Origin of the sequence: Bradyrhizobium sp. AUGA SZCCT0283 (genome assembly GCF_018130385.1) — a bacterium.
GTDB lineage: Bacteria > Pseudomonadota > Alphaproteobacteria > Rhizobiales > Xanthobacteraceae > Bradyrhizobium.
The window spans coordinates 68,532-94,935 of sequence record NZ_JAFCLU010000026.1; the positions used below are offsets into that span (position 1 = coordinate 68,532).

The window sequence follows — 26,404 nt, forward strand, 5'->3', positions numbered from 1 at the left end:
TACCTACAAGAACAAGTCGATCGATCTGAAGCAGTTCGGGACGGATCTCGGCATCCGCTGGGCCGTACAGGGCGCGGTAAGACGCAACGGAGACCAAGTGCGCGTCAACGTATGGCTTACAGATCTTCAGACCGCCCGCGACATCTGGTCAGATCGGTTCGACGGCGACCGTACAAATCTGGCCGTCTTGCAGGACAACATCACAGCGCGGCTTCTCTGCGTTGCACACCTGCACCTCCGTCAACATGAAGAAGCCATCGAACCGTGTAGCCGCGCGTTGAATATGATCGGCACGACCGTTGAAGCTTACATCAGTATGATCTCGGCTTACGGGTCGACGGACAAATGAAAAAGGCACACTGCCTGTCACCGGCCCGTTCGTAACCCTCCCCCTTGCCGGCTCGCCAAGCGCGAGGGGGCCGACCGGTCGCTCGGAGCCACTATGAAGCTGCCGCGGCGCTCACTCCGGAACGACGCGGACGGCGCCGCGGGCGGCGCTCGTCGTCAGCGCGGCATAGGCCTTCAGCGCCATCGTCACCTTGCGGCTGCGCTTCTTGGCGGGCTTCCAGGCGTCCGCGCCGCGGGCCAGCATGGCTTCGCGGCGCTTCGCCAGCGTGGCGTCATCGACCACGAGGCTGATCGAACGCGCCGGGATGTCGATCTTGATAAGGTCGCCCTCTTCCACCAGCCCGATCAACCCGCCTTCGGCGGCTTCCGGCGAAAGATGTCCGATCGACAGGCCTGACGAGCCGCCGGAGAAGCGGCCATCGGTGACCAGTGCGCAAACTTTTCCGAGGCCCTTCGATTTGAGGTAGCTGGTCGGATAGAGCATCTCCTGCATGCCGGGACCGCCGCGCGGGCCTTCATAGCGGACCACGACGACGTCGCCGGCCTTGATCTTGTTGCCCAGGATGCCTTCGACCGCGGCGTCCTGGCTTTCGAACACCCGTGCCGGCCCCTCGAACTTCAAAATGCTCTCATCGACGCCGGCGGTCTTCACGATGCAGCCATCGAGCGCGAGATTGCCGGACAGCACCGCGAGGCCGCCGTCTTTCGAATAGGCATGCTCGGCGTCGCGGACGCAGCCTGCCGCGCGATCGGTATCGAGTTCCTCGAACCGGCGCTCCTGGCTGAACGCGACCTGCGTCGGCACATTGCCCGGTGCGGCCATGAAGAATTTGCGGACGCTTTCGCTCCTGGTCTGCTTGATGTCCCAGCGGCTGAGCGCATCCTCCAGCGTCTTGGAGTGAACCATCGGCAAGCCGCGGTTGAGCAGGCCCGCGCGGTCGAGTTCGCCGAGGATAGCCATGATGCCGCCGGCGCGGTGAACGTCCTCCATATGCACGTCCGCCACCGACGGCGCCACCTTGCACAGCACCGGTACCCGGCGCGACAGGCGGTCGATATCCTGCATCGTGAACGGCACCTGCCCTTCATAGGCGGCAGCCAAGAGATGCAGCACCGTGTTGGTCGAGCCGCCCATGGCGATGTCGAGCGTCATGGCATTCTCGAACGCCTTGAAGTTAGCGATCGACCGCGGCAACGCCGTTTCGTCGTCCTGCTCGTAATAGCGCCGCGCCAGATCGACGATCAGATGCCCGGCCTCGACGAACAACCCCTTGCGGTCGGCGTGCGTCGCCAGCACCGAGCCGTTGCCCGGCAGCGCCAGCCCCAGCGCCTCGGTGAGACAGTTCATGGAATTGGCCGTGAACATGCCCGAACACGAGCCGCAGGTCGGACAGGCCGAGCGCTCGATCACTTCCACGTCGGCATCGCTGACGTTGCTGTCGGCGGCCGCGACCATGGCGTCGATCAGATCGACCGCGCGGAGCTTGCCCTTGATGTTGACCTTGCCGGATTCCATCGGCCCGCCCGAGACGAACACGGTCGGGATGTTGATCCGCAGCGCCGCCATCAGCATGCCGGGCGTGATCTTGTCGCAGTTCGAGATGCAGACCATGGCGTCGGCGCAATGCGCATTGACCATGTACTCGACGCTGTCGGCGATGATCTCGCGCGACGGCAGGCTGTAGAGCATGCCGTCATGGCCCATGGCGATGCCGTCATCGACTGCGATGGTGTTGAACTCCTTGGCGACGCCGCCCGCCTTCTCGATTTCGCGCGCGACGAGCTGGCCGAGATCCTTCAGGTGCACATGGCCGGGCACGAACTGGGTAAACGAATTGACCACGGCAATGATCGGCTTGCCAAAATCCTCGTTCTTCATGCCGGTGGCGCGCCAGAGGCCGCGGGCGCCCGCCATGTTGCGGCCGTGGGTCGTGGTTCGGGAGCGGTAGGCGGGCATGGTCTGTCCTTCTGGGAAGCGGGAAAGGCGTCTTTTAGACGGTGAACCGGATCGATTAAAGCGGCTTGGCGCAGGGTCGCCATGCACTGGCCCACCCCGAACGGGACAGGGTGCAGACCACCTGCTCCGGCTACCGCTAGACCACCTCGCGCGCGCGCAGTTCCGCGATCGCCTTGGCGTCATAGCCGAGCTCAGCCAGCACCTCCTCGGTATGGGCACTGAGCGCGGGCGCCATGCGGTCGAGCCGGCCGCCGCCATGGGCGAGCTGGAACCCGCTGCCGGCAAAGCGCAGGCGGCCATAGGGCGTGTCGATCTCCTGGATGGCGCCGCGCGCGGATATCTGCGGATGATCGATGACTTCCTCGACCTTCCAGATGCTGGCGCAGGGCGCGCCCGCGGCCTCCAGGACCTTTTCCCACTCGCGCGGGTCCCTCTTCGACAGCGCCTCCTCGATGATGGCCCGCAGCGCCGGCTCGTTCTCCTGGCGGGCGAACCAGTCGGCGAAGCGCGGATCTTCCAGCGCATCGGCGCACCCCAGCGCGGTCATCAGCGCGATGTATTGCTTCTCGCTGTTCACCGCGAGCAGCAGATAGCCGTCACCGGCCTTGAACAGGTTGGCAGTTGGCCGGCGGCTCACCGCCTGGTTGCCGGAGAGCTGCTGGCGATGGCCGGCCACCGAGTAGTCCGCGACCTGCCCGGACAGGAACGCCAGCGTCGCCTCCAGCATGGAGACGTCGACCAACTGACCCTTGCCGGTATGAGTACGCTGGAACAGCGCGCTGGACACACCGAAGGCGGCGGTGGCGCCCGACAGCACGTCGCAGACCGCAAAGCCCGCGCGCGTCGGGCCGGTCTCGGCATGGCCGGTGATCGACATGATGCCGGACAGCGCCTGGATCTTGCCGTCATAGCCGGCGCCGAGCCGTTCCGGCCCGGTCTGGCCAAAACCCGAAATGGCGCAATAGATCAGCCGCGGATTGATCGCGGAGAGCGCGGCATAACCGATGCCGAGCTTGTCCATCACGCCCGGGCGGAAATTCTCCATCACCACGTCGGCCTGCGCTGCGAGTTGCTTGACGATGGCGATCGCCTCCGGCTTCTGCAGGTCGAGGGTGAGGCTGCGCTTGTTGCCGTTGATGGCCTGCCAGCCCGGCGCGAGGCCGCGCTCGGCCCATTCGCGGCTCAGCGGCGTGCGGCGCATGTCCTCGCCTTCGCGCCGCTCCACCTTGATGACGTCGGCGCCGAGCAGCGCGAGCTGGTAGCTCGCATAGGGACCGGCCAGCACCTGCGTGAAGTCGAGAATCTTCACGCCTTCGAACGGTCGGGTCAAAGGGACTTCCTCCGAAATCGCTCTTCTTTTCTTCTGTCTTCGTTCGTGGCCCGCGCGGCGGGCGTCACGCCGCCCGGTTGCCGCGCGCGATCTCTTTCTGCTTGTCGAATTCGGCGCGGCGCCGCGCCAGTTCCTCCGGGCTCATCTGCGCGATGTTGTTGTAGTCGAGCTTCCAGGAGGCATCCTCGCTCCAGCGCAGCGGCGACTGCATCGTGGTGCGCGCGCCGGGTGCGGACTCCAGCAGACGCAGCGCCAGTTCGAGCGTCAGCGCCTGCGACTCCACATCATGCGGCTTGCCGGCGGAGTTGCCGAGCGGAAAATCCGAAAACAGGAAGCGCGGCGCGGCGGCGTGTTCGACGATGTCCTTGGCACAGCCCATGACGACGGTGGCAATGCTATTGGCTTCGAGATGACGCGCTACCAGCGCAGACGTCTGGTGGCAGACCGGGCAATTCGGGACGATGACCGCGATATCGACCTTGTCGGCCTGGCAGCGGGCGAGAATATCCGGAGCGTCGACATCGATGGTGACGCGGTGGCTGCGATTGGTCGGCGCACCGAAGAAACGCGGCGCGACTTCGCCGATCCGCCCCGCGTTGGCCGCCTTCAGAAGCTGCGGCAGCGGAAACCAGGTGCCGCTGTCGGTGGCCGTGGTGTGCTTGCGGTCGTAGCCGATATGCGAGATCCGCAAATCATGCTGCTTTGCCGTGTCGCCGTCATAGACCTGATAGAACTTGGCGCTGCCGTTGTAGGCAGCTCCGGGCCCCTGATCGCCCTTGGTGGGATCATACTTGGCAGCCGTGGTGACGATGGTCACGCGCGACTTCGCGAGCGGCTTTTTCAACGGCTGGAACGGCGCATCGACATAGTGCGCCCAGCGATAGGGCGTGGTGTAGCCGATCGCGGTGTAATACTCGCGGGTCCGCTGCATATAAGGGATCGGAGAATCATAGTCGGGCGCGAAGCCAAGCTGGTCGTCGAGGGGGGCGGACATTGTGTTTCTCCTGCGTTTCCACCGCGAGCGTAAGATCTATTTTCAGCCAGACTAGAGATAGTCGGCCGGTTCCTCAACTGCCGAAAGTGCAACTCAAACCCGCATGACCAGCGACCAAAGGTCGACCTCAAATAACCCCAACAAGCCCGGACGCACCTCCACGCTCGCAGGCGACGGGCGCCCCGAGTTGATGCGACGGCTCGTCCCTCGAAATAACGAGGGCGCAGGGAAGACCGGGTGCGCGCTGCACCCGCGGTCTCGTGTGCAATGGCACAAAGAAGTGCGCACACGAGCATACAGGTCCAGCGGAGAGCATCCGGCCTTCCCTGCGCAATGGTTTGACGGCTTATGGCGCGCTCTCCCCGGAGACGAATTCCTTTTGCCTCCGTCGCTGCCGGATTGACGGCCCATCGAACCCGGTTGGGTTCGATCAACCTCCGCCAGCTTGACACCAGCCACGGGTGCCAGGACCACACGGTTTTGCCGTACGCAAACTGCGCCGCTCGTCCTGCGCGGATCAATCGCTCACAGCCCAAGACAAAGCTTGGAGCCGCCCTGCAACGCCTCGCGCGCGCAACGCCATCGCGTCCACCGCAACCCGCACTCCACGTATCGTGACGACGCGTACGCCCCTCTTCGATGAGGCGGGATGAGCGCAAAAGAGACTGATTTGGGGAGAATGAGAAGCGGAATATTTTCGTCGCACAATCTGGACGGCCCAAATCACTTTGAATCGGCTGACGAAATTCGATTTTGCGCGCAGCGGGTTTGGCGGTGTTTTTTGAAGCGAGACCGTGCGACCGTGGGCCGAAACGCTCGCTGATTTGCCCCCGTCGGGTAATCGGCGTTCAGTTCGTGGAAGGGAATTAGGCTGCACTTAATAATTGGCTGCAGTGAGAGCACTGATTTGAAGCGGGGAGTGCTGCTGCGGCGTGACCACAGGAGGTGGAGGAGATACGGCCAGTAGAGTCGCCCCGAGTACGGAAACTACCCGGTGCATTTAACTTTCACGTTGCGTCATGATGGGCGCATTGCGGACGATCGCATCGACAAAAAAGTTGGGTGCATTGTCACACCGCAGCTACGAGCAGCAGATCATCAAGGTCCCTTTCGGCCGCTCGCCCCGAAAGCAGCATCGCGGCAATGGCGGCCAAACAGGCGAATTTTCGAAGACGCAGCTTCTGATCGCGCCGAATTTGCGCAGCGCGGCAACAAGTTTGCACTGCCATCAGGTCGACAATTGTGCTCTCTTTGGCTGCGCGACCTCTCGCTGATCATTTCAGCCCCAGCCCCATGGTCGGGTCGAGAGGGAGCGCTGCCCCGGCATTGATCCCCACGATTCGCGCCGGTCGCCTTGTTCATGCGTTCCCCTGGAGTGGCAGCCATGGTGCAGAACCTAGTAGCCGGATTGGTCGTGGTGGCTTTGATTATCATGGGCGTGCTTGCCTACGCCCAGAAACATGAGGGGTGCTTGCACGGGCGCTCGCTCCAAACCTTCAAGCCCTGCGGATCAGTTAGCGTTGAGCTGTAGCTTGCCGCGACGCTGCGGCCAACCTCGCGCGATTTGGTGCTCATGATTCCGGGCAAATCCCGGTTCGCGTATCTCCGTCAGTACGGGCCGAGCCGAGCCGTTCTTCAACCGAACGTGGGTTCCTGGCAAACTGGGCGACTGATCAGGCGACGCATTGGGCTCGCTTCCATTGGTGGTCTGTCGAAGTCTGCTCTTGGCAGCACCTTTGAGACATGCCCGCCTATCCTGAGAACGTCCGTTCACCGGGGTAGACCGGAAGTCGCCGTGGTGCGGCCAAATCGACGCGAATGACCCACATCGGAAGTCAGCATCTGCGCCACGACGCCTCTGGTAGTGACCATTCCGAACGTCCATCGCGGCTAGATATCGACATTCATTCGCCGGATAGGACGCCTCGCGGATCGCAACCTCGATGCGAAGCGAGGTAGTCGATCTCGCTGCGCGTAATGCCGATATCTATTAGCTCCCTGTCACTTAGGTCGCACAAGTTGGCCATTAATCTCCGGCGTTTGCGCCACTCCTGAAATGCATTCCAATATGTTTCGAGAGGACTGTAGACCTGCCGCCTTGCGGTTACCGGTCCCAGCTCAGTGGTCCCGCGGATCGTGCTCATTAGGGTGTGTCCTGTCTGGACTGTTCACTAGGCAGAAGTTGCCGCAAGATGCGCGGCTGCGCTTAACTGGTGGCTTACATTTCTCTTACCGGCGGCTTACTCTTCATGCGCCAGTACAGAGGCGACCCCGGGAAGGAATGGCAGCTTGCGCTATCTTTTCGAGGAATACGCATTCGACACCGACCGGCGCGAGCTGCATCGGGGGATCGATGCGGTGTCGATCACACCGCAGGTTTTTGACCTGCTCGAATACCTGATCCGCAACAGGGAGCGGGTTGTCAGCAAGGACGACCTCATCAAAGCCATTTGGAATGGGCGCAGCGTATCTGACGCGGCGCTGACAACCCGCCTGAATGCCGCCCGGGATGCAATCGGCGATTCCGGCGAGGAACAACGCTTCATCAAAACACTACCGCGCAAGGGCTTCCGTTTCGTCGGACAGGTGCGGGAGGCGCGAGAAGTTGCGGGCCCAAACCCTGGCGATGCGCCCGGGAGCGTTCCTGCACTTCCCGACGAGCCCTCCATCGCCGTGCTGCCGTTCGCGAACATGTCTGGCGATCCCGAGCAGGAGTACTTCGCGGACGGGATGGTTGAGGAGATCACTACCGCACTTTCGCGATTCAGATCGTTGTTCGTGATCGCTCGCAATTCGAGTTTCACCTTCAAGGGCAAAGCCGTCGACATCAAGGAAGTCGGGCGCAGGCTTGGCGTGCGCTATGTCCTTCAGGGGGCGGTGCGCAAGGCGTCGGGGAAAGTTCGCATCACGGGCCAGTTGATTGAAGCGGCTACGGGCGCACACATTTGGGCGGACAAGTTCGAACGTGACATGACAGACATTTTCGCGTTGCAGGACGAAGTCACGCTCGCCGTTGTCTCAGCTATTCAGCCAAAGTTGTTTCAAGCAGAAATTGCACTGGCGACGCGGCGGCGACCGGAAGACCTCACCGCGTATGATCTTTTTCTCCGGGCTTTACAGCAAGCCGTCCGATCGACCCGCGAAAGTTTGGCCGAGGCACTCCGACTGGTCCATCGCGCCTTGGAGCTTGCCCCTGGGTTTGCTGCTGCGGCAGCTTTGGCAGGTGACTGTCATATGGAAAACGTGCTTAGGAGCTATGCGATCGACCCACAATTCGAACGCAAGGAAGCCGTTCGGCTTATGCGCCTGGCATTGAGCCTCGACGATGGTGATCCAGACACGTTGGCAAGTGCTGCTTCGATCTCCGCATTATTGATCGGCGATTGTGAGACTGAGATCGAGATGGCCGATCGGGCGGTCGCGCTCAACCCAAATTCATTTCACATATGGAACCGCAGAGGCTGGGTCTATAAGATTGCGGGGCAGCCGAAGGAAGCGATCCGGAGCTTTGAACGCGCCATGCGAATGAGCCCGGTAGACCCGCAAACATTCGGAGCGCTTACCGGGATGGGATTTGCCCTTATTGAGCTTCGTCGCTTTGACGAGGCCATCATTGCAGCGAAGAAAGCCCAGCGTCACAACCCCTGCTATCCAGGACCATACCGCTGCTTCGCGTCCGCTTTCGCCCATCTCGGACGCGACGCTGAGGCCCGTGAGGCAGCGGCTCGTATGCTTGAGATCGATCCCGCTTTCACAATATCGGCGTGGATCGGTCGGAGCCAAGTATCAAAAAATGCGAAGCTGATGATTGAGGGTTTTCGCAAAGCGGGGTTGCCCGAGTAGCTCTCCAATGTCCACGAGGTGATCGAATAGCGGCACTCTTCTGCGGCGCATGAGTCCGGAGTTGGCACAAAGCCGACATTAGAAAGCAACGACAAAGCCGACATTAGAAAGCAACGGCGGAATGTCCGCTTTCAGGGGGCGAAGCTGACCGAACTTCGCCCGTCAGAGCTCAGACCCCCGCCACCGACGACCATATCTCCGCCAGCTTGCGCCTGAACTTCTGCCGGCGCGTTGGCGGCGCAGCCTGTTCCTCATCCTCGGGCAGCCGCAGGCCGACCACGCTGACCCGGCCGCCGCTGATGCTGCGCGCGACCAGCACGATCGGATCAAGCACCAGCTCGGCGCCTTCCTTGGGCGCATGGTCGAGATGAATGTCGAAATAATCCGCCAGCGTCAGCTTCGCCTGCTCTTCCTCGGCTGATACGCCGTAGATCTGAGCCAGTTCGCCGAGCGTGTGTTCGCCCGAGACCATGAAATCGCCGAGCAGATGCGGGTCGGGCGCCGAGCTCGGCGCCATGTCGACGAAGAAGCGATCCAGCGCCTCGGCCTTTTCCGGCGGCGCCAGCAGATAGAGGTAGTCGCCGGCCGCGACCGGATCGGCCTCGACGGGCGAGAGGATCCGCTCGTCGCGGATCACCAGCGTCGGCTTCGACCAGGATGGCAGCAGGCCGCGCCGGAAGTAGAGACTCTTCGGCCGCACCGGATAGCCGACCAGTTGCTGTTCGAGCTGCCCCGGCAGATCGAGCTCGACGCGGCGCGGGCCGCGGTCGACGCGCGGCAGCGCCACGTGCAGCCACCGCGCCGCCGGCGCCAGCGTCCAGCCCTGCAGCAGCAGCGAGATGACGACCACGACAAAGGCGACGTCGAAATAGAGATAGGCTTTCGACAGCCCGACCAGCATCGGGATCGACGCGAGGAAGATCGCAACCGCCCCGCGCAGGCCGGTCCAGGCGATGAAGACCTTTTCCCGCCAGTTGAACCGGAACGGCATGAGGCACAGCAGCACCGCGAGCGGCCGCGCCACAAGCATCAGCACCAGCGCCACGATCACGGAGGGGCCCACGCTGCCCAGCAGGCGCTGCGGCGACGCCAGCAGGCCCAGCAGAACGAACATCACGATCTGCGCCAGCCAGGTCGCGGCGTCGAGAAACGTCACCACCGAATTATGCGCGCGCGTCGGCCGGTTGCCGATGATGATGCCGGCGAGATAGACCGCGAGAAATCCGGAGGCGTGCGAGATCTGCGCCACGCCAAAGATCACAAGCGCAGCGGTGGTGACAAAGGGCGCATGCAGGCCTTGCGGCAGCGCCATGCGATTGAGCGCCACCACCACCAGACGGCCGCCGATCACGCCGACGACGGTGCCGAGCACGCCTTCGCGCGCGAGCTCCATGACGACATGCGCCGGCGAGCTTTCACCTGATGAAATGAACTCGACCAGCATCAGGGTGAGAAAGATCGCGAACGGGTCGTTGGTACCGGATTCGGCTTCCAGGGTTGCGCCGACACGGGGGCGCAGGCGCAGGCCCTGGGTGTGAACGAGCAGGAACACCGCCGCGGCATCGGTCGACGCCACCACGGCGCCGACCAGCAGCGACTCGGTCCAGTTCAGATCGAGCGCATATTTGGCGGCCGGCGCGGCAATCACGGCGGTGAGCAGCACACCGATGGTCGCCAGCACCATCGATGGCGCCAGCACGGTACGGATGCTTTGAAACCTGGTCCGCAGGCCGCCGTCGAACAGGATCAGCGCCAGCGCCACCGACCCCACCAGATAGGTGGTGCGGACGTCATCGAAGCTGAGCTGGCCCGGCCCGGCATCGCCCGCCAGCATGCCGATCAGGAGGAACACCAGGAGCAGCGGCGCCCCGAAGCGCAGCGCGAGCAGGCTCGACAGGATGCCCGCCATCACCAGGATGGCGCCCAGAAAGATGGCTATGCTGACCGAGTCGAGAGAAGCCATGAACCTCCGCAATAACCTCTACAATCCTGGCAAATACTTGCAATTGCATCCTTATCGTCGCCACAGTTGAACGCCAACCCATTTCTGCGATAGCGGCAATGTGCCCGATTTTACGGGCTTAACCTGCTCCTGCAGCAGTCGTATCGATGGCATCCGCACTCCGCTTGTGGGAATCTGCCGGCTGCTCGCGAATCAACTTTGCCTGATGAGGCCGGGTAGCCTCGAACGAGATTTTGCCGATGGATTTGAAAGAGATCATCGAGGTCCTGCACAACGCCGCGCGATCGGTCGGCGCGGAGGTCACCTCGCCCTGGTTCTATCTGCAGCTTGGACTGATCCTGACCGCAGCCGGGCTCGCCTGGGCCGGCGGCGCGGCGGTCCGCTCCAGGATAGACGTGTCGTCGGTTGCGATGGGATGGCCGGCGCCGCTCCGGCTGTTCGTCCGCGTGCTGGTCGGCAGCACGTCGACCGCGCTGTTCGCGCTCCTGATGACGCTGGCGCGCGGGGTCATGCTGGCGTCGACCTGGCCGAGCCGCAGCTATCTGCTCGTGGTCGCCGCCAAGCTCGCCTTCGCGTGGCTGGTCATCAACCTCGTTACCTCGGTCATCCGCAATACCTTTGTGGTCCGGCTGGTGTCGATATCGGCATGGCTGGTGGTGGCCTTGAGCATTCTGGGCCAGCTCGAGCCGGTGATCGAAGCGCTCGACTCGGTCTCGATCGTGCTCGGCGACCTGCGCCTGACGCCGCTGCTGCTGATCAAGCTTGGCGCCCTTCTGATCGTGGCGCTGTGGCTGACCAACATCGCCAGCAATTTCGTGGAAGGCCGAATTACCCGATCCGGCGATCTGACCCCGTCGATCCAGGTCCTCCTGGTCAAGATCGTCCGGCTGACGCTGATGGTATTTGCCATTGCGATCGCCCTGAGCGCGGTCGGCATCAACCTCGCGGCGCTCGCGGTATTCACCGGCGCGGCCGGCGTCGGTATCGGCCTCGGCCTGCAGAAGATCGTCGCCAACTTCATCAGCGGCATCATCCTGCTGGTCGACAAATCGGTGAAACCGGGCGACCTCGTCACCATCGGCGACAACACCGGGCGCATCAGCACGATGAAGACGCGCTACATCTCGGTTGCCGCCGGCGACGGCCGCGAGTTCCTGATCCCGAACGAGGATCTGGTGACGCAAAAGGTCGTCAACTGGACCTATACCGACAAGAACACGCTGGTGAAGGTGCTGTTCAGCACCAATTACGACGCCGATCCGCGGGCGGTGTGCAAGCTGGCCATCGACATTGCCGGCGCCGTGCCGCGCGCGATCAAGAACAAGCCCCCGAACTGCATCCTGACCGAATTCGCCGAGGCCGGGATGAAATTCTCCCTGACCTTCTGGTTGCCCGATCCGGACGGCCTGGACAACGTCAAGAGCGACGTGATGCTGGCGCTGTGGGACGCCTTCAAGCGCGAGGGGATCCGTGTTCCCTATCCGGTGCGCGAAATCCGCGTCCGCGGCGGCGCGCTGCCGGTCGAGCAGGTGGTGGAGGTTTCCGGCTAGATGCAAGTACTTTAAAGCCGCCCCGCGGTCCAACCTTGGCTTGCACTGACCGTTCCGATCATTAAATTAGGCTCTCAAAATCAACCCATTACCGTTCCTCCGAAGCATGACCCGACCATGAGCTATATTGAAGCATCAGATACCTCCTTGCGAAAAACCGGCCAGATCAAGCTACATGGCGCGAGCGGGTTCGCCGGCATGCGCAAGGCCGGCGCGCTGGTCGCAAAATGCCTCGACGAACTCACCGACATCGTCAAGGCGGGCGTCCCGACCTCCCGGATCGACGAATTCGTCCGCGACTTCGCCTTCGGCCATGGCGCCTATCCGGCGACGCTGATGTATCGCGGTTACCGCTATTCGACCTGCACCTCGATCAATCACGTGGTCTGCCACGGCATGCCCGGCGACCGCGCGCTGAAGGAGGGCGACATCGTCAATATCGACGTCACCTTCATCGTCGATGGCTGGTACGGCGATTCCAGCCGCATGTATGTGATCGGTCCGATCGCCCGCAAGGCCGAGCGGCTGATCGAGGTCACCTATGAGGCGATGATGCGCGGCATCGCCGCGGTGAAGCCCGGCGCCACCACCGGCGACATCGGCCACGCTATCCAGAGTTTCGTCGAGCCGCAGGGCATGAGCGTGGTGCGCGATTTCTGCGGCCATGGCCTTGGGCGCATGTTCCACGATGAGCCGAACATCATCCATATCGGCCGGCCCGGCGAAGGCGTGATGCTGAAGCCCGGCATGTTCTTCACCATCGAGCCGATGATCAATCTCGGCAAGCCGCATGTAAAAATCCTGGCCGACGGCTGGACCGCGGTGACGCGCGACCGCTCGCTGTCGGCGCAGTTCGAGCATTCGGTCGGCGTGACCGCGACCGGCGTCGAGATCTTCACGCTATCGCAGCGCAACGGCGAGAAGCCGCTGGTTGGGGCATAGTTGGGCTCCGGCATAATTGGGCCGGAGCCTACCCCTCCCGCGCAGGTCAAAGGCGGTCGGGCAGGCATTGGATTTTTCACAATTCGTGATTGCAAAAGCTGGCCGCCACGGCATGGTTAGCGGCGATGCCCGCCAAATCCAACGACAGCCCCGATCAACCCGCCGAAACGCCGCATTATCACGGCCATCGCGAGCGGCTGCGCGAGCGATTTTACGGCGCCGGGCCGGAGGCGCTGAGCGACTATGAATTGCTGGAGATGGCGCTATTCCCGGCCCTGCCCCGGCGCGACACCAAGCCGCTCGCCAAAGCGCTGTTGAAACAATTCGGCTCGTTCGCCGAGGTCATTCACGCGCCGGTCGCGCGCCTGCGCGAGGTGGACGGCATCGGCGAGGCCTCGATCAACCAGATCAAATTGCTCGCAGCTGCCGCGAGCCGGGTGGCGAAGGGCGAGATCAAGCGCAAGATTGCGCTGTCGTCCTGGAACGACGTGATCGAGTATTGCCGGACCGGGATGGCGTTCGCCGACAAGGAGCAGTTTCGCCTGCTGTTCCTCGACAAGCGCAACCAGCTGATCGCTGACGAAATCCAGCAGACCGGCACCGTCGACCACACGCCGGTCTATCCGCGCGAGGTGATCAAGCGGGCGCTCGAACTGTCCGCGACCGCGCTGATCCTGGTGCACAACCATCCCACTCGGCCCGTTTTGATCACGTTTAATCACAACCGATACTATTGATTTAACTGAACTTTTCCTCTTGTCGTAATTTGGCGTGCTATGGCATATTGGGGTCGGTTTTAAGGGGATCAGCGACTCTTGTGACCCCAATCGCCGACCCCTGCTAGCCGTCTAACGACCCCACCTGAGAACCGACGGGAGAGCCGAGTGCCAAGCCTTACTGATGGAGAAGTCCGCCGCGCACTAAAGCAGGTGGAACGGACCAGCAAAGAGCTCAGCCTCACCGATGGAGAAGGGCACGGAACGGGGCGATTGGTCCTAGTGATTAAGCCCATGCCCACTCGCATTACGGCAGTCTGGATGGCACAGCAGTGGCGAGACGGGAAGCGCCTCAAGAAAAAACTAGGCTCTTATCCATCAATGTCCCTCAGCAAAGCACGCGAAGTATTCACCCGCGACTTCGCTGACATGATTCAGAAGGGTCGCAGCATCAAGCTCGCTGGAGACACCCGCCCCGGCACCGTGGCCTATCTCTTCGAAGCGTACGTCGCCCACTTGAAGTCGGCTGCAAAGTCGTCGTGGAAGGACGCTGAGAAGAACCTCAACAAGGTTGCCGACACGCTCGGCCGCAATCGGCTGGCTCGCGATATCGAGCCGGAAGAAATCACGGACGTCATTCGGCCAATCTACGAGCGCGGCAAGCGTTCAATGGCGGATCACGTCCGCAGCTACATTCGATCTGCCTATAGCTGGGGCATGAAATCGGAGCACGATTACCGAAGCGCGTCTCAGCGGCGTTTCCGTCTCGTATACAATCCGGCGGCCGGGATACCCACAGAGCCCAAGAAAGTTGGGACACGCTGGCTAGACGAAGAGGAATTCGTGCGCCTCTATCGTTGGCTCGAGTGCCCGGACGCGCCGGTCCATCCGCCCTATACCCGCGCCGTCCGTATCCTCATGCTCACGGGACAGCGCGTCGAGGAAATTGCGCGTCTTCATGTGGACCAATGGGACGCCAAGGAGCGAATCATAGATTGGTCAAAGACAAAAAATGGCAAACCGCATGCCATCCCGGTCCCTGACGTCGCCGCTGAACTGATCGAGTCGATCAAGCCAAATGCTCACGGCTGGTTCTTTCCATCCGCAACTGACGCAACCAAGCCCGTGAGCCACGGTACGCTTTACTCGTTCATGTGGCGCCAGCGCGAACGCGAGGTGATTCCGGTCGTCACCAACCGCGATCTGCGCAGAACATGGAAGACATTGGCCGGCCAAGCCGGGATATCGAAGGAAATCCGAGACAGAATACAGAATCACACGCTTCAGGACGTCAGTTCGAAAAGTTACGACCGGTGGAACTACATGCCAGAGAAGCGGGCCGCGATGAAAAAGTGGAACAGCTTCGTAAAGGCGATGCTAACTAGGAAGCGAAGCAAGTCGCGAGGACAGGTGCACGCGCACAACGTCCAACCCGCCGTTGACGATAGCACGCGGCAAGCTGCCTGATGGTGTCTCGCGAACCTCCAAGGAGGCGCGTGCGAAGTGAGCGGTCCGCGTACCGACGTCTGCTGTCTGGGCATTCGCGCGTACCGCCCAGAACAATCTCTATACCAACGATAGTGCCGGTGCGAAGGTCACCGCTGGATTCGGCATCGAGTTCGCACGGATGGCTTTGGGCCGGGGATGCGTCCACATGCTCTGCCTTTTCCCGGATACAGAGCTGGCGATTGACCAGATCGTGGTCACGGCACTTAAGTCGGCATATGCCGCGTCGTCCTAGAACGGGATCATCCCGCTGGACCAAAGCTTGTAGTCGCAACGATCGTGACCACATGTGCGTTTGGCTCCGTAGGAGAAAATCGTTCCTAGGTTTGTGTTAGGAACGTTTGCTGGCGAACCGGCATTGATTCAGGCGCCGCGGGCATCAAGTGCGGCGCGGACCGGAACGATCCCCAGTCCCCTCCTGTGGCTTGGGGGTCATCGGCCGCCGCCCGGCTGGCTGCTTGTCAGCGCGAAGCGCTCGCTACCTCCATCCTCGGTTACGCCCATGGATCGGATCTACCTTGCCATCATCGTCTCAGCTCTGCTGCTGCTCCTCGGCGCGACCGGTCTGTACGTGACCAGAACCGCCGATCTCATGCCGCACGCCCGCACGGTCGGTGTCTCGGGCTCAAGATAGATCAGGGCGAAGGTCCGATCGACGTGCGCCTGTAGAGCGGCAGGCGGCAAAAATATCGAACTGTGAGAAATCGTGATTCGAACATCGCCACAGAAAGCTTACCCTGGATTGTACTCTGGGGCCGCCCCCAGCGCGTACCTCCTGTGTGCCCCAGCCAAGGCCCCCGGCTGGGGCCGTATCAATTCCCGAAAAGAAAAGCCCGGCTTGTGACCGGGCGATGCGCAAACATTCCGAACGTGATGAAACGCTAACATCTAAGATCAGATCGACGCCGTCGGTTCGCTTTGTTACCAGAAACCGAATTTTGCGCCTAAGACTACGGAGAATCCGCGCGATCAACCGCGAGAAGAGGCAGCAGCCGCCACCAGCGGCCGCGGCAATGCCGGCTAGCGCCGATCTAGAGCTTCAACCAGGTGCTTCAGCAGCAAGTGTTCCCCGAAATTAGAAAAAAATGTTTCATCGGGCACCAAAAAGTTGTTCGCGCTTCTTCCCGTCGCGCCGCGTTGATAAGGCATGGCTATCTACAAGCTGAAGCGAAACACTGTTTTCGAGCCGAAGGGCATTGAGCGTCTGGTGGCGGCTTACGAACAGACGCTGCGGGCACTGCGCCTAAAGGATCGCGATGACCCCATCACGCAGCTTGTCGCCGAGAAAATCATTGCGATTGGCCGGTTGGGAAGAAGACCCGGCTGAGATTTCCAAGCTCACACTCAAAGAGTTGGGGCTGGGTTAGGGCGGAGCTCCAGCCCCGCCGCCAGTCCCGCTCACCTGCGCGCCAAGGGTGCCCCGCCCTCGATTCGCAGCAACAGGCAAGCCCCCAAAAAGAGGAAGGCCCCGCCGCTACCAACGACGGGGCCGACCGGATCGAAACGCCCACCCGCTAAGGAGAACATTCGCCGCGGCAATCAAACGTCCTTTCAGGTCATGCTGCCGGGCAGGAAGCAGCGGATCGAAATCCCGACCGTGCCCCACATCGGCCATACCATGGTCCGGCCGGCGCGATTTGGTTCAGTGATCACAGCATCGTCGGGGACCTCGATCCATTGGCCCCAGAGCCGTACGCGGTAGTGGCCGTCCTTCGATTCCCAATCGACATCGGCGACGACCGAGCCGTCGGCGTCGGAGCAGCATGGCCCCTTCCCGCTTTTGAGGCTGTCGAACCATGGCTTGAGCGGAGAGTTAGCGTAGCGACCGTCATCACGGGCAACGGCGTGTCCGGCGAGAAAGACGGCCGGGACCAGCAGCGCAACGGCGATCCTGAAGAAATTCATGCGGCCATCTCGGCAACGAAAATCTTCCAAGGATTCTACAGTGAAAACATGCGCGTCGAATGAACCGCCGTCAACGACAGTTTTGAATGAAGTCGCCGCAAAAGTTGGGCCGCCGGCAACCGGCAGCGGTCGCCTAACAAGGTTCGGTTCAGTTTCCGGAACTGGCTCGGTCGCCTGCGGGTCGACGTTATCCATATACGAAAGCTCTAAGTTGCTTTCCGCTGCTCGGCCGGGATGCCGCTCGCATCCCGGTTGTGTGCAAGTCTTTCCCGATTCCCGGAAAAACTCCCGAACTGCCGTGCTCGGCCACACTATCCTTTTGATGAAGCGGCGCTATCTCGAGTAAACGTTTTCTGCTCCGTGGGTTGCAGGTTCGAATCCTACTGCATCGCCACTTTTGAGATTTTAAAATCACTTAGCATCGGTTTTCGCAGTATCGTTTCGCAGTATCGATCCTGCTTCGTTCGATGCATGTTCACGCAAATCAGTTTGGCATGGTGAGGCATGGCGGAAGAAAAGCTATCAGGTTTCTTTCCGCACCAAGGGCACTCGATCGAGCCGGGCGCGTTTACTCTGGACCTTTATCGACTGGTCTGCATGGTTCTTGCGGATAGACAGGTCGCTAACCGCACTTTAACTTCCGACGCAATTAGATCCTTACAGGAAACACATCTTAGGCCCGAGATTGGCCGGATACTAATTTCGTGTGCTGCCGGTCTCCGCATTTTGTTCGACGCGCGTCCAGCGATAAAGGGATGGATCGACCGGTCTGATTGCGGCAAGCTTTACCCTGACTGGCCGTCCGACGAGAGCAAAGTTGAAAAACTCACCCTGCGGGAAGCCTGCAACAAGATCATTCACGCACAACAAATCAGATTTGATGAAGTAGTCCCAAACGCAGCGGCAAACCCCGACAACGAGGGGGTTTTCCTCCGGCCATATCTCTATTTGTACGGCAGCAGGAATCGCCATGAGTGGCGCGCGGTTCTGTCGATCATCGACTTTGCAAAATGGGGTGCGGCTAGCTTCTTAGGAATGTAACCACCTGCCCCAAGGCAATCGGACCTTCCACTGCGGCAGAGCACATGACGCTTGCTGAAAACTTCAATCAACTCGATTGGGCAACAATTGAATCATATGTGGTGCTACAGCAGCAGGAACATCTGCACTTGGACTTTAAGACGCTCAAGAACGCAGAACTGACTAGTAGTGATGGCAGACGAAATATTGCGCGAAGCATTTCGGGCTTCGCGAACTCCAGTGGAGGCATCATAGTTTGGGGTTTTGATGCGCGGAAGAATGCGATGGAATCGACTGTGCCGCTGCAATTGTTGAATTCCAAAAAACTGACCTGCGCGTTTCGCGGCTCAACTCGCCAAGTGGTGATGCCACATCTCCCATCATCGATGACCTTCGACACAAACCAATTGTGAATCCAAAGAGCGGTGGCGGCGTGGTCGCGACATTCGTACCGGATACTGATGGCGGTCCCTATATGGCTCTGCTGGGCGAGCAGCGGTATTCCAAGCGCAGCGGTGATAGCTTCTACCAGATGGAGCACTTTGACCTTGAAGACATGTTCGGGAGGCGACAGAGGCCAGCTCTTCAAATGTTTTTGGAGCGAGTAAAGTTTGAAAGCGGAATTGAAGATTATGCTATTTTCGTTAAAACTGATGGACGCGCGGTTGCGCGTTACGCCGGGTTCTTGATCAAACTCCAAAACGTTGAGATCAAGGCGGTTGGTCCACAGCTCCGAAACCTGTCAGAGATCAATGCGGGAGACCCTGTGGTGGCTTGGGATAAGCAGCCGGGTGTCATCCATCCCAACGGCATTCGATTACGTGCTGGGGTGGTAAGCGTAGCTCGAATTGATGACAAGCAGAGCATCGCCGCCAACGTGAACACTCTATTGCGAAGGCGCTCGGACTGTGACCACCACGATAGTGATCGTACCGCTCGCCTGAAAGCGCAGCATCACCCGTTTGCCAATCGGTCGCCTCCCATCATCGTCGTCGCTTCTATTTCGTGGCAATGCGACGCGTCCACCCGGAATGCTCCTGGTCCACTTGCCGGATTGCATAGGGTGGAGAATGCGTAACACCGTAACACCCGGTTACGCTGTTACGGTTTCCTCCTCCTATCACGCTTTGGCCTCGCCTGCTTCTTTGCCTTCGATACGATCTCTTTCGGTGCGGCTGGCTTCTTCCAATCCGCCGGATCGTTGCCACCATACAACTGCCAAGCCGCTTCGAACGGTGCGAGAAAATATCCGCGCGCCGTCTTGTCGCCGGGCTTACGATGCAGGGTGTTGAAAGCGCGCGGCCTGATGCCAAAGTCCCTCAGCATCGTCGCCAGTTCGTGCACCGTCAGCGGGTGCGAGGTCGCGCTTCCTTTGAGCCCCTCCCATTCTGACCACATGCTGTAGGTGTGCAAAATGGCGAGCAAATGCTCTGTTCGAAGACGATCAACATTTTCCGATTTGAACGCGCTGATGCAATGCTCGATTAGAATGATTTCCGGGTCTTCATCGCGAACCGACTTGTTGAATTCCAAGGCAGCCTCACGGGCTAGCGCGGGGCAGTCGTTCACCTCCGACGCCCCACAGAGATCAGCGACGGCGATCAACGGTCGCCAACTATCCGCGATACGGTTCTTGAACGGCAGCACGGGCTTGGTGTTCAGGAATGCACCGTTCGCACGAAAGAACGTGCGCAAGGCTTCCTCTATGTGAATCAACGCCGCATCATTTCCATCGAACTCCGGAAACTTCGTTCTACTGCGGTGCATTGCGATCACGATGGATCGATCCATCAGTGGGCGATGCAGGCGCTTGATGGCGGCGAGCGCAACGGGCGCAAACACCGAGTACTTCACAACTTCTTTTCCGATGACGCGGGTTTCGACACCGCCCTTGCGATGTCCAGCATTCAAGACGCGGCGCATGATCGGATTATTGGGCAAGTCGGCGTTATCGAATTCATCAAGCAACAACGTCGGTTCGCGATCGAGCAGCCGGAAGAGTGCCGCATCACTGATGCCATCAATCCTGTCTGCTTTCGGTGTGAGCTTCTCAATGAGCGACAACAGCGTAGTCTTGCCGCAGCCACGAACGGGACTTGTTAAAAACAGGCGCGGTGTCTGGATGAAGTATCTGTAGATGTAGGTGTGAGCAATCCACAGCGTCACGGCCACCAACTGATGTGCAGTGAGGCTGATGTATTCTGCCAGCATGTGGTGAATGAGATCGAGCGGGTTGAAATCGAATGCCGTCGGGCCATCTGCTTGCTGTGGCTCATCTTCTTGCAATAGCGTCGTCAGGTCGGGCCATGTCGCATTGAACCGGGCAAGCAAGTCCACGATCATCTTGCGCGCGTTCTCGGCCTCGCCGGGACTATTCGATCCTAGCATGGCATGAAGCTTACGTAGTCGCTCTCGGTCTTTCTCTGGGATGTCCATTTGCACCCAACATCGCTCCCGCTCTCAATCGAGAGCGGCGATCAATTTCGCGATTACAGAGAAGCCGGGATGCTTCGTACTGCGTCGGTCAACCGGCGCAGTGTCGAACAACCGTGCCAGATATTTTGACAACTCTAAAACTGAGTCAATGCGGAACCACGCGCGGAACAGCGCGAAACCGCCACGTCCGTAGGCGATCTCGCGAATTGATGCGGCGCATCTAAAATCATTGATGGAGCGACGGACGTATCTGAATTGGAATTGTAAGCCGCGCGTCGCGCCAAGTTGCGAACTAGTCTGACATGAAACGAGCGCGTGCAGGGTCAGCCGCCTGCGGCGCTGCGCGATGATCTCACCGACTTATCCACATCCCCGAAGCAAGTCTATCTTGCGGACGGGTTGTTCCCGGATAGCATTCAGCTTTCAGAATGTTGTTGGGGTCAGCCATGTTGGACAGTGAATTTAAGAAGCAGCGTGCCCATTTGTTGCGTGAATTGGTGGAGAAGACGAATGATCCCTTCATCAAAAGGCGGCTTCTCGCTTTGATGTCGAGATACGACGACAGAGTCTCCGCTCGCACCCCGCTGACGCCCGTTGATCTAAAATTTATGAGCCAAGGTACAGGATCAGAGCAATAGGGCAGTTGCGTCCTGGCGCGGCAAGGCCACTCGTGGCACGTCGCCTCAGACCTCATGAACAGCAATCCGTTTTCACATGTCATTTGTGGTCCAAACCCGCGTTGTTGATCGGCGTTAAGCGCACGCACGTACCCGATCGTAGCCCTGCGGATAGCCCACCCCATCAGACGCAAGCAAAACCGGCGCAACCCTGGCTTATTTCTCGTAACGGCAGGTGGCGGTGGGATTTACAACCAACATTTGTTATTGTAGTCAGCCGAATCGCGGACGCTGTTGATGATGGGATCGCTCAAACCTAAGGAGTGGACAGGCTCGGAACTGCAGAAGCTACGCAAATTGGCCAAACAAGGAGCGGGCACAGCAAAGATTGCAGCCGAGCTTGGAAGGCATGCTGGGTCGGTGAAGCGAATGGCTCGCGCCCTTGGTCTGCTTCTCAAGAAATAGTGTTGTCTGGATTTTTAGAGAGGTGTTCAAACGGCGCATCGTATTATTGGTAAGACGCGCATCGCTTAACAACTATCCTCATTGCGTTCTGCGTAGCTTTTTATTGCCGCTTATTGAATTTCACTGCACGGAAACGACGCCCATGCCCTTTATGGTAAGAGGCTTCTGCAACAATAATCCTCTAACGCTTACCAGCGGAACAGCCAAAGAAGCTTTCGCAAAAGCGGTCGAGTGGCATCTCGTCGAATGCTTCACCAACGTCTCTATTAGCGACGGCATCCAAGACTACACAATTTCCGAGTTTGCATCGTTAATGGCGCTCCGAGAGATCGACCATACGATGAGTCGCAAATGATGAAGCCATATCCTACATACCGTCAGCGAGAAGTCCTGCAGCTTCTGATGCAAGGCGATTGGATGCCGATCCTTAAGATGATCCCCGTTGGAGAAAAATTGCTTAGCAACCTTGTACAGGGGGGGCTGGATTGAACGGAGGCCCGGCGTCAGCGATTTTTATCGCATCACTGAAGCGGGGCGGACCGCGTTTAGGACGCCCGTGCCGCTATAGGTACTGCCTAGCCGATGCGGGCGTCTACTTCCGAAAATGACCCCAAAGGGGAAGCGGCGAGTGCGTTGCAGCTTCGACCCGCCACGGTTAGCGCCTTGACCATCCACGCCTCGCGGTATCAATTTATACAGGTCCGATTGCTGGGGGAGGAGAGCATGGCGGTTAGTGAAGACTTGGGCTCCATAGCTGCGCTGTGGAGGTTTCCTGTGAAGTCCATGGGAGGCGAACAACTCCATAACGTGGAGATCACGGAGCGAGGTGTCGTGGGTGATCGAGCCTACGGGCTCGTCGACAAGGACACGGGCAGAGTTGCGAGTGCGAAGAGCGTGAAGCTCTTCCCCAACTTGCTCGATTGCAAGGCGGCGTACGTTGAGCAACCACTTACGGGCGGCGATTTACCGCCTGTGCAAATTCAATTTGCCGGGCGGCAAAAACGTGCGGAGTGATTCTAGTGACGTTGACCAAGTGCTGTCAGCGTACTTCAAACGCAACGTCACATTTTGCGGCGGTCAGCGCCCGATGACTTCACCATCGACAGCTACCACCCGGATAGAGACACGGTTGTCGTTCAGAAGCTCGGAGCCGCTTTCTTTGCCGATCTTGGAATAGAATCGCCGGTAGTTGCTGGTACTTTCTTCGATTTATTCCCCATCTCGGTGATGACGTCATCGACGTTCGCGCGGCTGGATGAACTGCGGCCTCAAAGCCGCTTCGACCAACGTAGGTTCCGCATGAACTTGATCGTCGATACCAAACAAACTGGGTTCGTTGAGAATGGTTGGTGTGGTAAGGTGCTTGGACTTGGTGATACGGGGCCCGGCTAAATGTGGCGGTGCCCGATCCTCGATGTGTGATGATAACGATTGCGCAGGACGGTCTGCCCAAGGATACGGATATTCTGCGGACAGTGGTCGGCTACAATAAAGTGCAAGTCGGCAAGTTTGGCCAACTCCCTTGCGCCTGGGTGTACGCCGTGGTCGCTGCCTCCGGAACAGTACGGATTGGTGACCGCGTTCTACTGCACTCCGCTTAGTAGGGTCCTGAAAGGCCCATGTCTATTTCTGGCACCATTGAGATATGCCCGCCTATCCGGAGAATGTCCGTTCACCGGGCTAGACCGGAAGTCGCCGTGGTCCGGCCAACCGACGCGAATGACCCGACTCGGACATTGGGGGTCACTGGTCTTGGCCGTATCGTTTAGCCGCGACGCCCGGCCAATATGCGATCTTTCGGATGGGCGTGAAATCGTATAGTCTTCTTTAGAGCTGCTCTTCGAGACGGGACGTGCCGACGTCTCCGTTCGAGGCGAATGAGCAGCGGGAACTGCCGTCGGCGCGCATCGCACTCTCAATAAAACCGACAGTCCTTTTGTGCCGGTCTCTCACTGAGCACTCGCCGTGCGCACGGGCACGCGAAATGCTTACTTTGACCGCAACGAGGGAGCGCGATGAAACCAAAATTGGGAACGTCCGTCACAGCGCTGTTCATGGCCACGGTTTGCATCGTGCTGGCGTGGCCAACGAACCATAACGTTCGTGCCGATGAAAGGACGGTCAGGATCGTCGTGCTCGGAGATGTTCTCACTTCCGAGTACTATCTCCCCGCTGGCTATGCCTTTCCTGACAAACTTGAATTTGCATTGAGAGCCAAAGGTCGATCGGTCACGGTTGTCAATGCCAGCGTGCGTCAAGACTCGGCGGCAAGGGGCCTTGCTAGATTGGACCGAGTGATCACCGACGATACCGATGCGGTGATTTTGGAACTCGGTACGAATGACATGCGCAGGGGAACCGATCCAAATGTCACTCGCACGGCGCTCGCGGCGATTCTACGCAACCTAGAAACCCGGCGAATTGTCGCGCTCCTTTGCGGAGCGCGGCCTCACACCAACTTTGGAGACGAGTACGAGAAAGCTTTTGCCGCGATGTTCTCTGGTCTTGCCAGCGAATACAACGTGCTGTTCTACCCGGCTTTCGACGACGCGTTTGTGGACGATGCTCAGCTCAAGGCGCTGGACGGCCTGCGCCCAAACGCGGCCGGAATCGAAGCAGTCGTCACGCGCATATTACCAAAAGTCGAGGCCCTGATCGACCGCGCACGTCGCAGAGACCGTTGATCCCCTCCAGTTGCGGCGGATAACGGCCACTCATTGTCGCCGACGAGGCGATGGATAGCGCCGGGCCACTTCCGGTTCTGGCACCTTTGAGACGTGGCGACCGACCCTGACAATGTCCGTTTCCAGAGGAAGACCGGAAGTAGTCAGCCGCCGACTAAAATGACGCGATTGACCCAACTCGGACATGAGCATAGCCAGACATTGGTCCACAATTGTGCTATATGAACATTAAGTTTCCCCGAGCCCCGGGGGTGCATCTTGAGCAGAGAGCACGTAGAGCGGCGACTGGCAGCAATTCTGGCGGCGGATGTCGCGGGCTCTTGCCGCTTGATAGGGATCGACGAAGAAGGCGCGCTGGCACAACTGAAAGCTCTGAGAAAGACGCTTTTTGATCCCAAAATCAGCGATCATCGCGGGCGCATCGTCAAGAATACCGGGGACGGCGCTCTCGTTGAGTTCGGGAGCGTCGTAGATGCCCTACGCTGCGCCGTTGAAATTCAGCGCGGCATGGCCGAAAAAAATATCGACGTGCCGCAAGTCAAGCGGATCGAATTACGCATCGGCATTCATGTCGGTGATATTATTGTCGAAGAGAACGATATCTTTGGTGACGGGGTCAATATTGCGGTGCGTCTCGAAGAGATCGCAGAACCGGGCGGCATTAGCATTTCCGACGATGCTCGCCGACAAATTCGTTGCAAGGTCGATATCACCTTTGAGGACACGGGTTCGCAGTCCTTGAAGAATATCGCGGAACCGATACGGGTCTGGCGCGTGCGCATTGCCCCAATCTCTTCCCCGGCAATGGTAACAAACCTGTCGAGCAAGACTGCGCAGCCGCTCCCTCTCCCCGACAAGCCCTCCATCGCGGTGCTGCCGTTCCAGAACATGAGCGGCGATCCGGAACAGGAATATTTCGCCGACGGCATGGTCGAGGACATCATTACTGGATTGTCGCGATCCAAATCGCTTTTCGTCATCGCGCGACACTCCACCTTTACCTACAAAGGCAAGGCCGTCGATATCAAGCAAGTCGGCCGTGAACTTGGCGTTCGCTACGTTGTCGAAGGCAGTGTGCGCAAGGCGGGCAATCGCGTTCGCATTAGTGGGCAGCTCATCGAGGCCGCAGCAGGAACGCATCTCTGGGCAGACCGTTTCGATTGCCAGCTCGATTTTCGATCTGCAGGATCGGGTGACGAGCAGCGTGATCGGCGCAATCGCCCCTCAGCTTGAACGTGCCGAAATCGAGCGCGCGAAGCGCAAGCCGACCGAAAGCCTTCAGGCCTACGACTATTATCTCCGCGGGCTATCCAGCATTTATCGATTTACCCGCGAAGAGAATATTGAAGCGCTCAAGCTGGCCCAAATTGCCAGCGTGATAGATCCCGAATTCGCCGCAGCATACGCGCTCGGCGTTCGTTGCTATATACAAAGGAAGGCTTTCGGCTGGAGAATCGATACTGCTGCCCAGGAAATAGTTGAGGCCCGGCGGCTCGCGAGGCGGGCAATCGAACTCGATAAAGACGACCCATCGGTGCTTGCATTGGCCGGAGCTGCGCTCGCTTACGTAGTGCGTGAGGTCGAGGAGGGCGCAGCCCTCGTCTCGCGGGCGATAACTCTAGACCCAAATCTGGTTACCGCACGATATTGGAGCGGTTGGACCCACCTCTATGTCGGTGACGTAGATGCCGCGGCCGAGCAATTCCAGGTCGTCTTGCGTCTGAGCCCGCTGGATCCACGGATCGTCATGGCCCAGGCCGGGCTGGCCTATGCTCATTTTTTCGCTGGCCGCTATGATCAGGCCTCAACGTGGGCGACGGCCGCTGCCAGGCAACAACCCGATCATTTGGGCGCACAACGTATCATTATGGCATGTCATGCCATGTCTGGACGCGTTGAGGCAGCACGAGAGATATGTGCGCGCTTAATGCAACTGAACCCGGCCCTTCGAATTTCTCTAATCAGGGACAGGACCGAATTTCGCAGGGCGCAAGATATCGAAAGATTGGAGCAGGCTTTCCGGATCGCGGGGATGCCGGAATGACCGTTATTGTGAAGGTTTGCGGATGCCGGCCCCATGACGGTGGTGCCGCGCGCACGGGGCCGGCGTACGCAAACCTCCAATGGA

At 59.7% G+C, this 26,404-nt stretch carries 24 protein-coding genes; 17 read left to right on the forward strand and 7 right to left on the reverse strand.

The features are described from left to right. Positions 1-460 precede the first annotated feature (460 nt). From ilvD to JQ624_RS28720, 3 genes are all read right to left on the reverse strand, one after another. On the reverse strand, positions 461-2,305 hold the full coding sequence (gene ilvD / locus JQ624_RS28710) for a dihydroxy-acid dehydratase (RefSeq protein WP_212422268.1): 1,845 nt from the start codon (positions 2,303-2,305) through the stop codon (positions 461-463). Positions 2,306-2,441: 136 nt separating this feature from the next. Next, positions 2,442-3,635 (reverse strand): CaiB/BaiF CoA-transferase family protein, encoded by a 1,194-nt coding sequence (locus tag JQ624_RS28715; RefSeq protein ID WP_212422269.1) that lies wholly within the window; start codon positions 3,633-3,635, stop codon positions 2,442-2,444. Between the two features lie 64 nt (positions 3,636-3,699). Next, entirely contained in the window at positions 3,700-4,629 is a 930-nt protein-coding gene (locus tag JQ624_RS28720; RefSeq protein WP_212422270.1) for a glycine reductase, read from the reverse strand. A 1,019-nt stretch (positions 4,630-5,648) separates the two neighbouring features. On the opposite strand from JQ624_RS28720, the gene JQ624_RS28725 reads away from it, so the two are divergent. Next, positions 5,649-5,903 (forward strand): hypothetical protein, encoded by a 255-nt coding sequence (locus JQ624_RS28725; protein WP_212422271.1) that lies wholly within the window; start codon positions 5,649-5,651, stop codon positions 5,901-5,903. Positions 5,904-6,533: 630 nt separating this feature from the next. Here JQ624_RS28725 and JQ624_RS39385 read toward each other — a convergent pair. Then, positions 6,534-6,773, reverse strand: coding sequence for a DUF1127 domain-containing protein (locus JQ624_RS39385; protein ID WP_212422272.1), 240 nt, complete (start codon positions 6,771-6,773; stop codon positions 6,534-6,536). A gap of 145 nt (positions 6,774-6,918) precedes the next feature. Here JQ624_RS39385 and JQ624_RS28735 point away from each other — a divergent pair, with 145 nt between their 5' ends. Further along, positions 6,919-8,472: a winged helix-turn-helix domain-containing tetratricopeptide repeat protein gene (locus JQ624_RS28735; RefSeq protein WP_212422273.1), complete on the forward strand. Its 1,554-nt coding sequence runs from the start codon at positions 6,919-6,921 to the stop codon at positions 8,470-8,472. A 169-nt stretch (positions 8,473-8,641) separates the two neighbouring features. Here JQ624_RS28735 and JQ624_RS28740 read toward each other — a convergent pair whose 3' ends face one another. Next, positions 8,642-10,435, reverse strand: coding sequence for a potassium/proton antiporter (locus tag JQ624_RS28740; RefSeq protein WP_212422274.1), 1,794 nt, complete (start codon positions 10,433-10,435; stop codon positions 8,642-8,644). Between the two features lie 233 nt (positions 10,436-10,668). Between JQ624_RS28740 and JQ624_RS28745 the strand changes: the two genes are divergently transcribed. The 6 genes from JQ624_RS28745 (at position 10,669) to JQ624_RS28765 (ending at position 16,476) form a co-directional block, all read left to right on the forward strand. After that, positions 10,669-11,985, forward strand: a complete 1,317-nt coding sequence (locus JQ624_RS28745) for a mechanosensitive ion channel family protein (protein WP_212422275.1) — start codon at positions 10,669-10,671, stop codon at positions 11,983-11,985. Between the two features lie 117 nt (positions 11,986-12,102). Beyond that, positions 12,103-12,927, forward strand: a complete 825-nt coding sequence (gene map / locus JQ624_RS28750) for a type I methionyl aminopeptidase (protein ID WP_212422276.1) — start codon at positions 12,103-12,105, stop codon at positions 12,925-12,927. Between the two features lie 125 nt (positions 12,928-13,052). Further along, the gene (locus JQ624_RS28755; RefSeq protein ID WP_212422277.1) at positions 13,053-13,664 is read left to right on the forward strand and encodes a RadC family protein; all 612 of its coding nucleotides are present in this window, start codon (positions 13,053-13,055) and stop codon (positions 13,662-13,664) included. Between the two features lie 147 nt (positions 13,665-13,811). Continuing rightward, positions 13,812-15,110 (forward strand): site-specific integrase, encoded by a 1,299-nt coding sequence (locus JQ624_RS28760; RefSeq protein WP_212422278.1) that lies wholly within the window; start codon positions 13,812-13,814, stop codon positions 15,108-15,110. Between the two features lie 541 nt (positions 15,111-15,651). Continuing rightward, positions 15,652-15,783, forward strand: a complete 132-nt coding sequence (locus tag JQ624_RS39390) for a hypothetical protein (protein WP_283816972.1) — start codon at positions 15,652-15,654, stop codon at positions 15,781-15,783. A gap of 513 nt (positions 15,784-16,296) precedes the next feature. Further along, positions 16,297-16,476, forward strand: a complete 180-nt coding sequence (locus JQ624_RS28765) for a hypothetical protein (protein WP_212422291.1) — start codon at positions 16,297-16,299, stop codon at positions 16,474-16,476. A 224-nt stretch (positions 16,477-16,700) separates the two neighbouring features. Here the strand turns inward: JQ624_RS28765 and JQ624_RS28770 are convergent, their stop codons facing one another. After that, positions 16,701-17,054 (reverse strand): hypothetical protein, encoded by a 354-nt coding sequence (locus JQ624_RS28770; RefSeq protein WP_212422290.1) that lies wholly within the window; start codon positions 17,052-17,054, stop codon positions 16,701-16,703. Between the two features lie 504 nt (positions 17,055-17,558). On the opposite strand from JQ624_RS28770, the gene JQ624_RS28775 reads away from it, so the two are divergent. Genes JQ624_RS28775 through JQ624_RS28785 form a run of 3 tightly spaced genes read left to right on the forward strand, consistent with a single transcriptional unit; the run spans position 17,559 to position 19,152 of the window. Then, positions 17,559-18,095, forward strand: a complete 537-nt coding sequence (locus JQ624_RS28775) for a hypothetical protein (protein WP_212422279.1) — start codon at positions 17,559-17,561, stop codon at positions 18,093-18,095. Positions 18,096-18,139: 44 nt separating this feature from the next. Further along, positions 18,140-18,487, forward strand: coding sequence for a helix-turn-helix domain-containing protein (locus JQ624_RS28780; RefSeq protein ID WP_212422280.1), 348 nt, complete (start codon positions 18,140-18,142; stop codon positions 18,485-18,487). Positions 18,488-18,507: 20 nt separating this feature from the next. Next, on the forward strand, positions 18,508-19,152 hold the full coding sequence (locus JQ624_RS28785) for a hypothetical protein (protein WP_212422281.1): 645 nt from the start codon (positions 18,508-18,510) through the stop codon (positions 19,150-19,152). Positions 19,153-19,175: 23 nt separating this feature from the next. Here JQ624_RS28785 and JQ624_RS28790 read toward each other — a convergent pair whose 3' ends face one another. After that, positions 19,176-20,510: a DUF3631 domain-containing protein gene (locus JQ624_RS28790; protein WP_249130150.1), complete on the reverse strand. Its 1,335-nt coding sequence runs from the start codon at positions 20,508-20,510 to the stop codon at positions 19,176-19,178. 446 nt (positions 20,511-20,956) lie between these two features. On the opposite strand from JQ624_RS28790, the gene JQ624_RS28795 reads away from it, so the two are divergent. From JQ624_RS28795 to JQ624_RS38810, 6 genes are all read left to right on the forward strand, one after another. Then, positions 20,957-21,148, forward strand: coding sequence for a hypothetical protein (locus JQ624_RS28795; protein WP_212422283.1), 192 nt, complete (start codon positions 20,957-20,959; stop codon positions 21,146-21,148). Positions 21,149-21,734: 586 nt separating this feature from the next. Further along, the gene (locus JQ624_RS28800; protein ID WP_212422284.1) at positions 21,735-21,947 is read left to right on the forward strand and encodes a hypothetical protein; all 213 of its coding nucleotides are present in this window, start codon (positions 21,735-21,737) and stop codon (positions 21,945-21,947) included. Between the two features lie 368 nt (positions 21,948-22,315). Next, complete coding sequence (locus tag JQ624_RS28805) at positions 22,316-22,606, forward strand: MOSC N-terminal beta barrel domain-containing protein (RefSeq protein WP_212422285.1); 291 nt, start codon at positions 22,316-22,318, stop codon at positions 22,604-22,606. 1,001 nt (positions 22,607-23,607) lie between these two features. Then, a complete protein-coding gene (locus tag JQ624_RS28810; RefSeq protein WP_212422286.1) occupies positions 23,608-24,276 on the forward strand; it encodes a GDSL-type esterase/lipase family protein in 669 nt (222 codons plus the stop codon). Between the two features lie 258 nt (positions 24,277-24,534). Beyond that, a complete protein-coding gene (locus JQ624_RS38805) occupies positions 24,535-25,509 on the forward strand; it encodes an adenylate/guanylate cyclase domain-containing protein (RefSeq protein ID WP_249130147.1) in 975 nt (324 codons plus the stop codon). Beyond that, complete coding sequence (locus JQ624_RS38810) at positions 25,481-26,320, forward strand: tetratricopeptide repeat protein (protein ID WP_312014512.1); 840 nt, start codon at positions 25,481-25,483, stop codon at positions 26,318-26,320. The genes JQ624_RS38805 and JQ624_RS38810 overlap by 29 nt, the downstream gene beginning before the upstream one ends. Positions 26,321-26,404 lie beyond the last annotated feature (84 nt).

Excerpts from the sequence above, each read along its gene's own strand:
- ilvD (WP_212422268.1), bottom strand. The coding sequence starts at position 2,305 with ATGCCCGCCTACCGCTCCCGAACCACGACCCACGGCCGCAACATGGCG.
- JQ624_RS28725 (WP_212422271.1), top strand. The coding sequence starts at position 5,649 with ATGATGGGCGCATTGCGGACGATCGCATCGACAAAAAAGTTGGGTGCA.
- JQ624_RS28765 (WP_212422291.1), top strand. The coding sequence starts at position 16,297 with ATGGCTATCTACAAGCTGAAGCGAAACACTGTTTTCGAGCCGAAGGGC.
- JQ624_RS28810 (WP_212422286.1), top strand. The coding sequence starts at position 23,608 with ATGAAACCAAAATTGGGAACGTCCGTCACAGCGCTGTTCATGGCCACG.
- JQ624_RS28805 (WP_212422285.1), top strand. The coding sequence starts at position 22,316 with ATGGCGGTTAGTGAAGACTTGGGCTCCATAGCTGCGCTGTGGAGGTTT.
- JQ624_RS28775 (WP_212422279.1), top strand. The coding sequence starts at position 17,559 with ATGGCGGAAGAAAAGCTATCAGGTTTCTTTCCGCACCAAGGGCACTCG.
- JQ624_RS28800 (WP_212422284.1), top strand. The coding sequence starts at position 21,735 with ATGCCCTTTATGGTAAGAGGCTTCTGCAACAATAATCCTCTAACGCTT.
- JQ624_RS28720 (WP_212422270.1), bottom strand. The coding sequence starts at position 4,629 with ATGTCCGCCCCCCTCGACGACCAGCTTGGCTTCGCGCCCGACTATGAT.
- JQ624_RS28790 (WP_249130150.1), bottom strand. The coding sequence starts at position 20,510 with ATGGACATCCCAGAGAAAGACCGAGAGCGACTACGTAAGCTTCATGCC.
- JQ624_RS28770 (WP_212422290.1), bottom strand. The coding sequence starts at position 17,054 with ATGAATTTCTTCAGGATCGCCGTTGCGCTGCTGGTCCCGGCCGTCTTT.
- JQ624_RS39385 (WP_212422272.1), bottom strand. The coding sequence starts at position 6,773 with ATGAGCACGATCCGCGGGACCACTGAGCTGGGACCGGTAACCGCAAGG.
- JQ624_RS39390 (WP_283816972.1), top strand. The coding sequence starts at position 15,652 with ATGGATCGGATCTACCTTGCCATCATCGTCTCAGCTCTGCTGCTGCTC.
- JQ624_RS28755 (WP_212422277.1), top strand. The coding sequence starts at position 13,053 with ATGCCCGCCAAATCCAACGACAGCCCCGATCAACCCGCCGAAACGCCG.
- map (WP_212422276.1), top strand. The coding sequence starts at position 12,103 with ATGAGCTATATTGAAGCATCAGATACCTCCTTGCGAAAAACCGGCCAG.
- JQ624_RS28740 (WP_212422274.1), bottom strand. The coding sequence starts at position 10,435 with ATGGCTTCTCTCGACTCGGTCAGCATAGCCATCTTTCTGGGCGCCATC.
- JQ624_RS28780 (WP_212422280.1), top strand. The coding sequence starts at position 18,140 with ATGACGCTTGCTGAAAACTTCAATCAACTCGATTGGGCAACAATTGAA.
- JQ624_RS28795 (WP_212422283.1), top strand. The coding sequence starts at position 20,957 with ATGTTGGACAGTGAATTTAAGAAGCAGCGTGCCCATTTGTTGCGTGAA.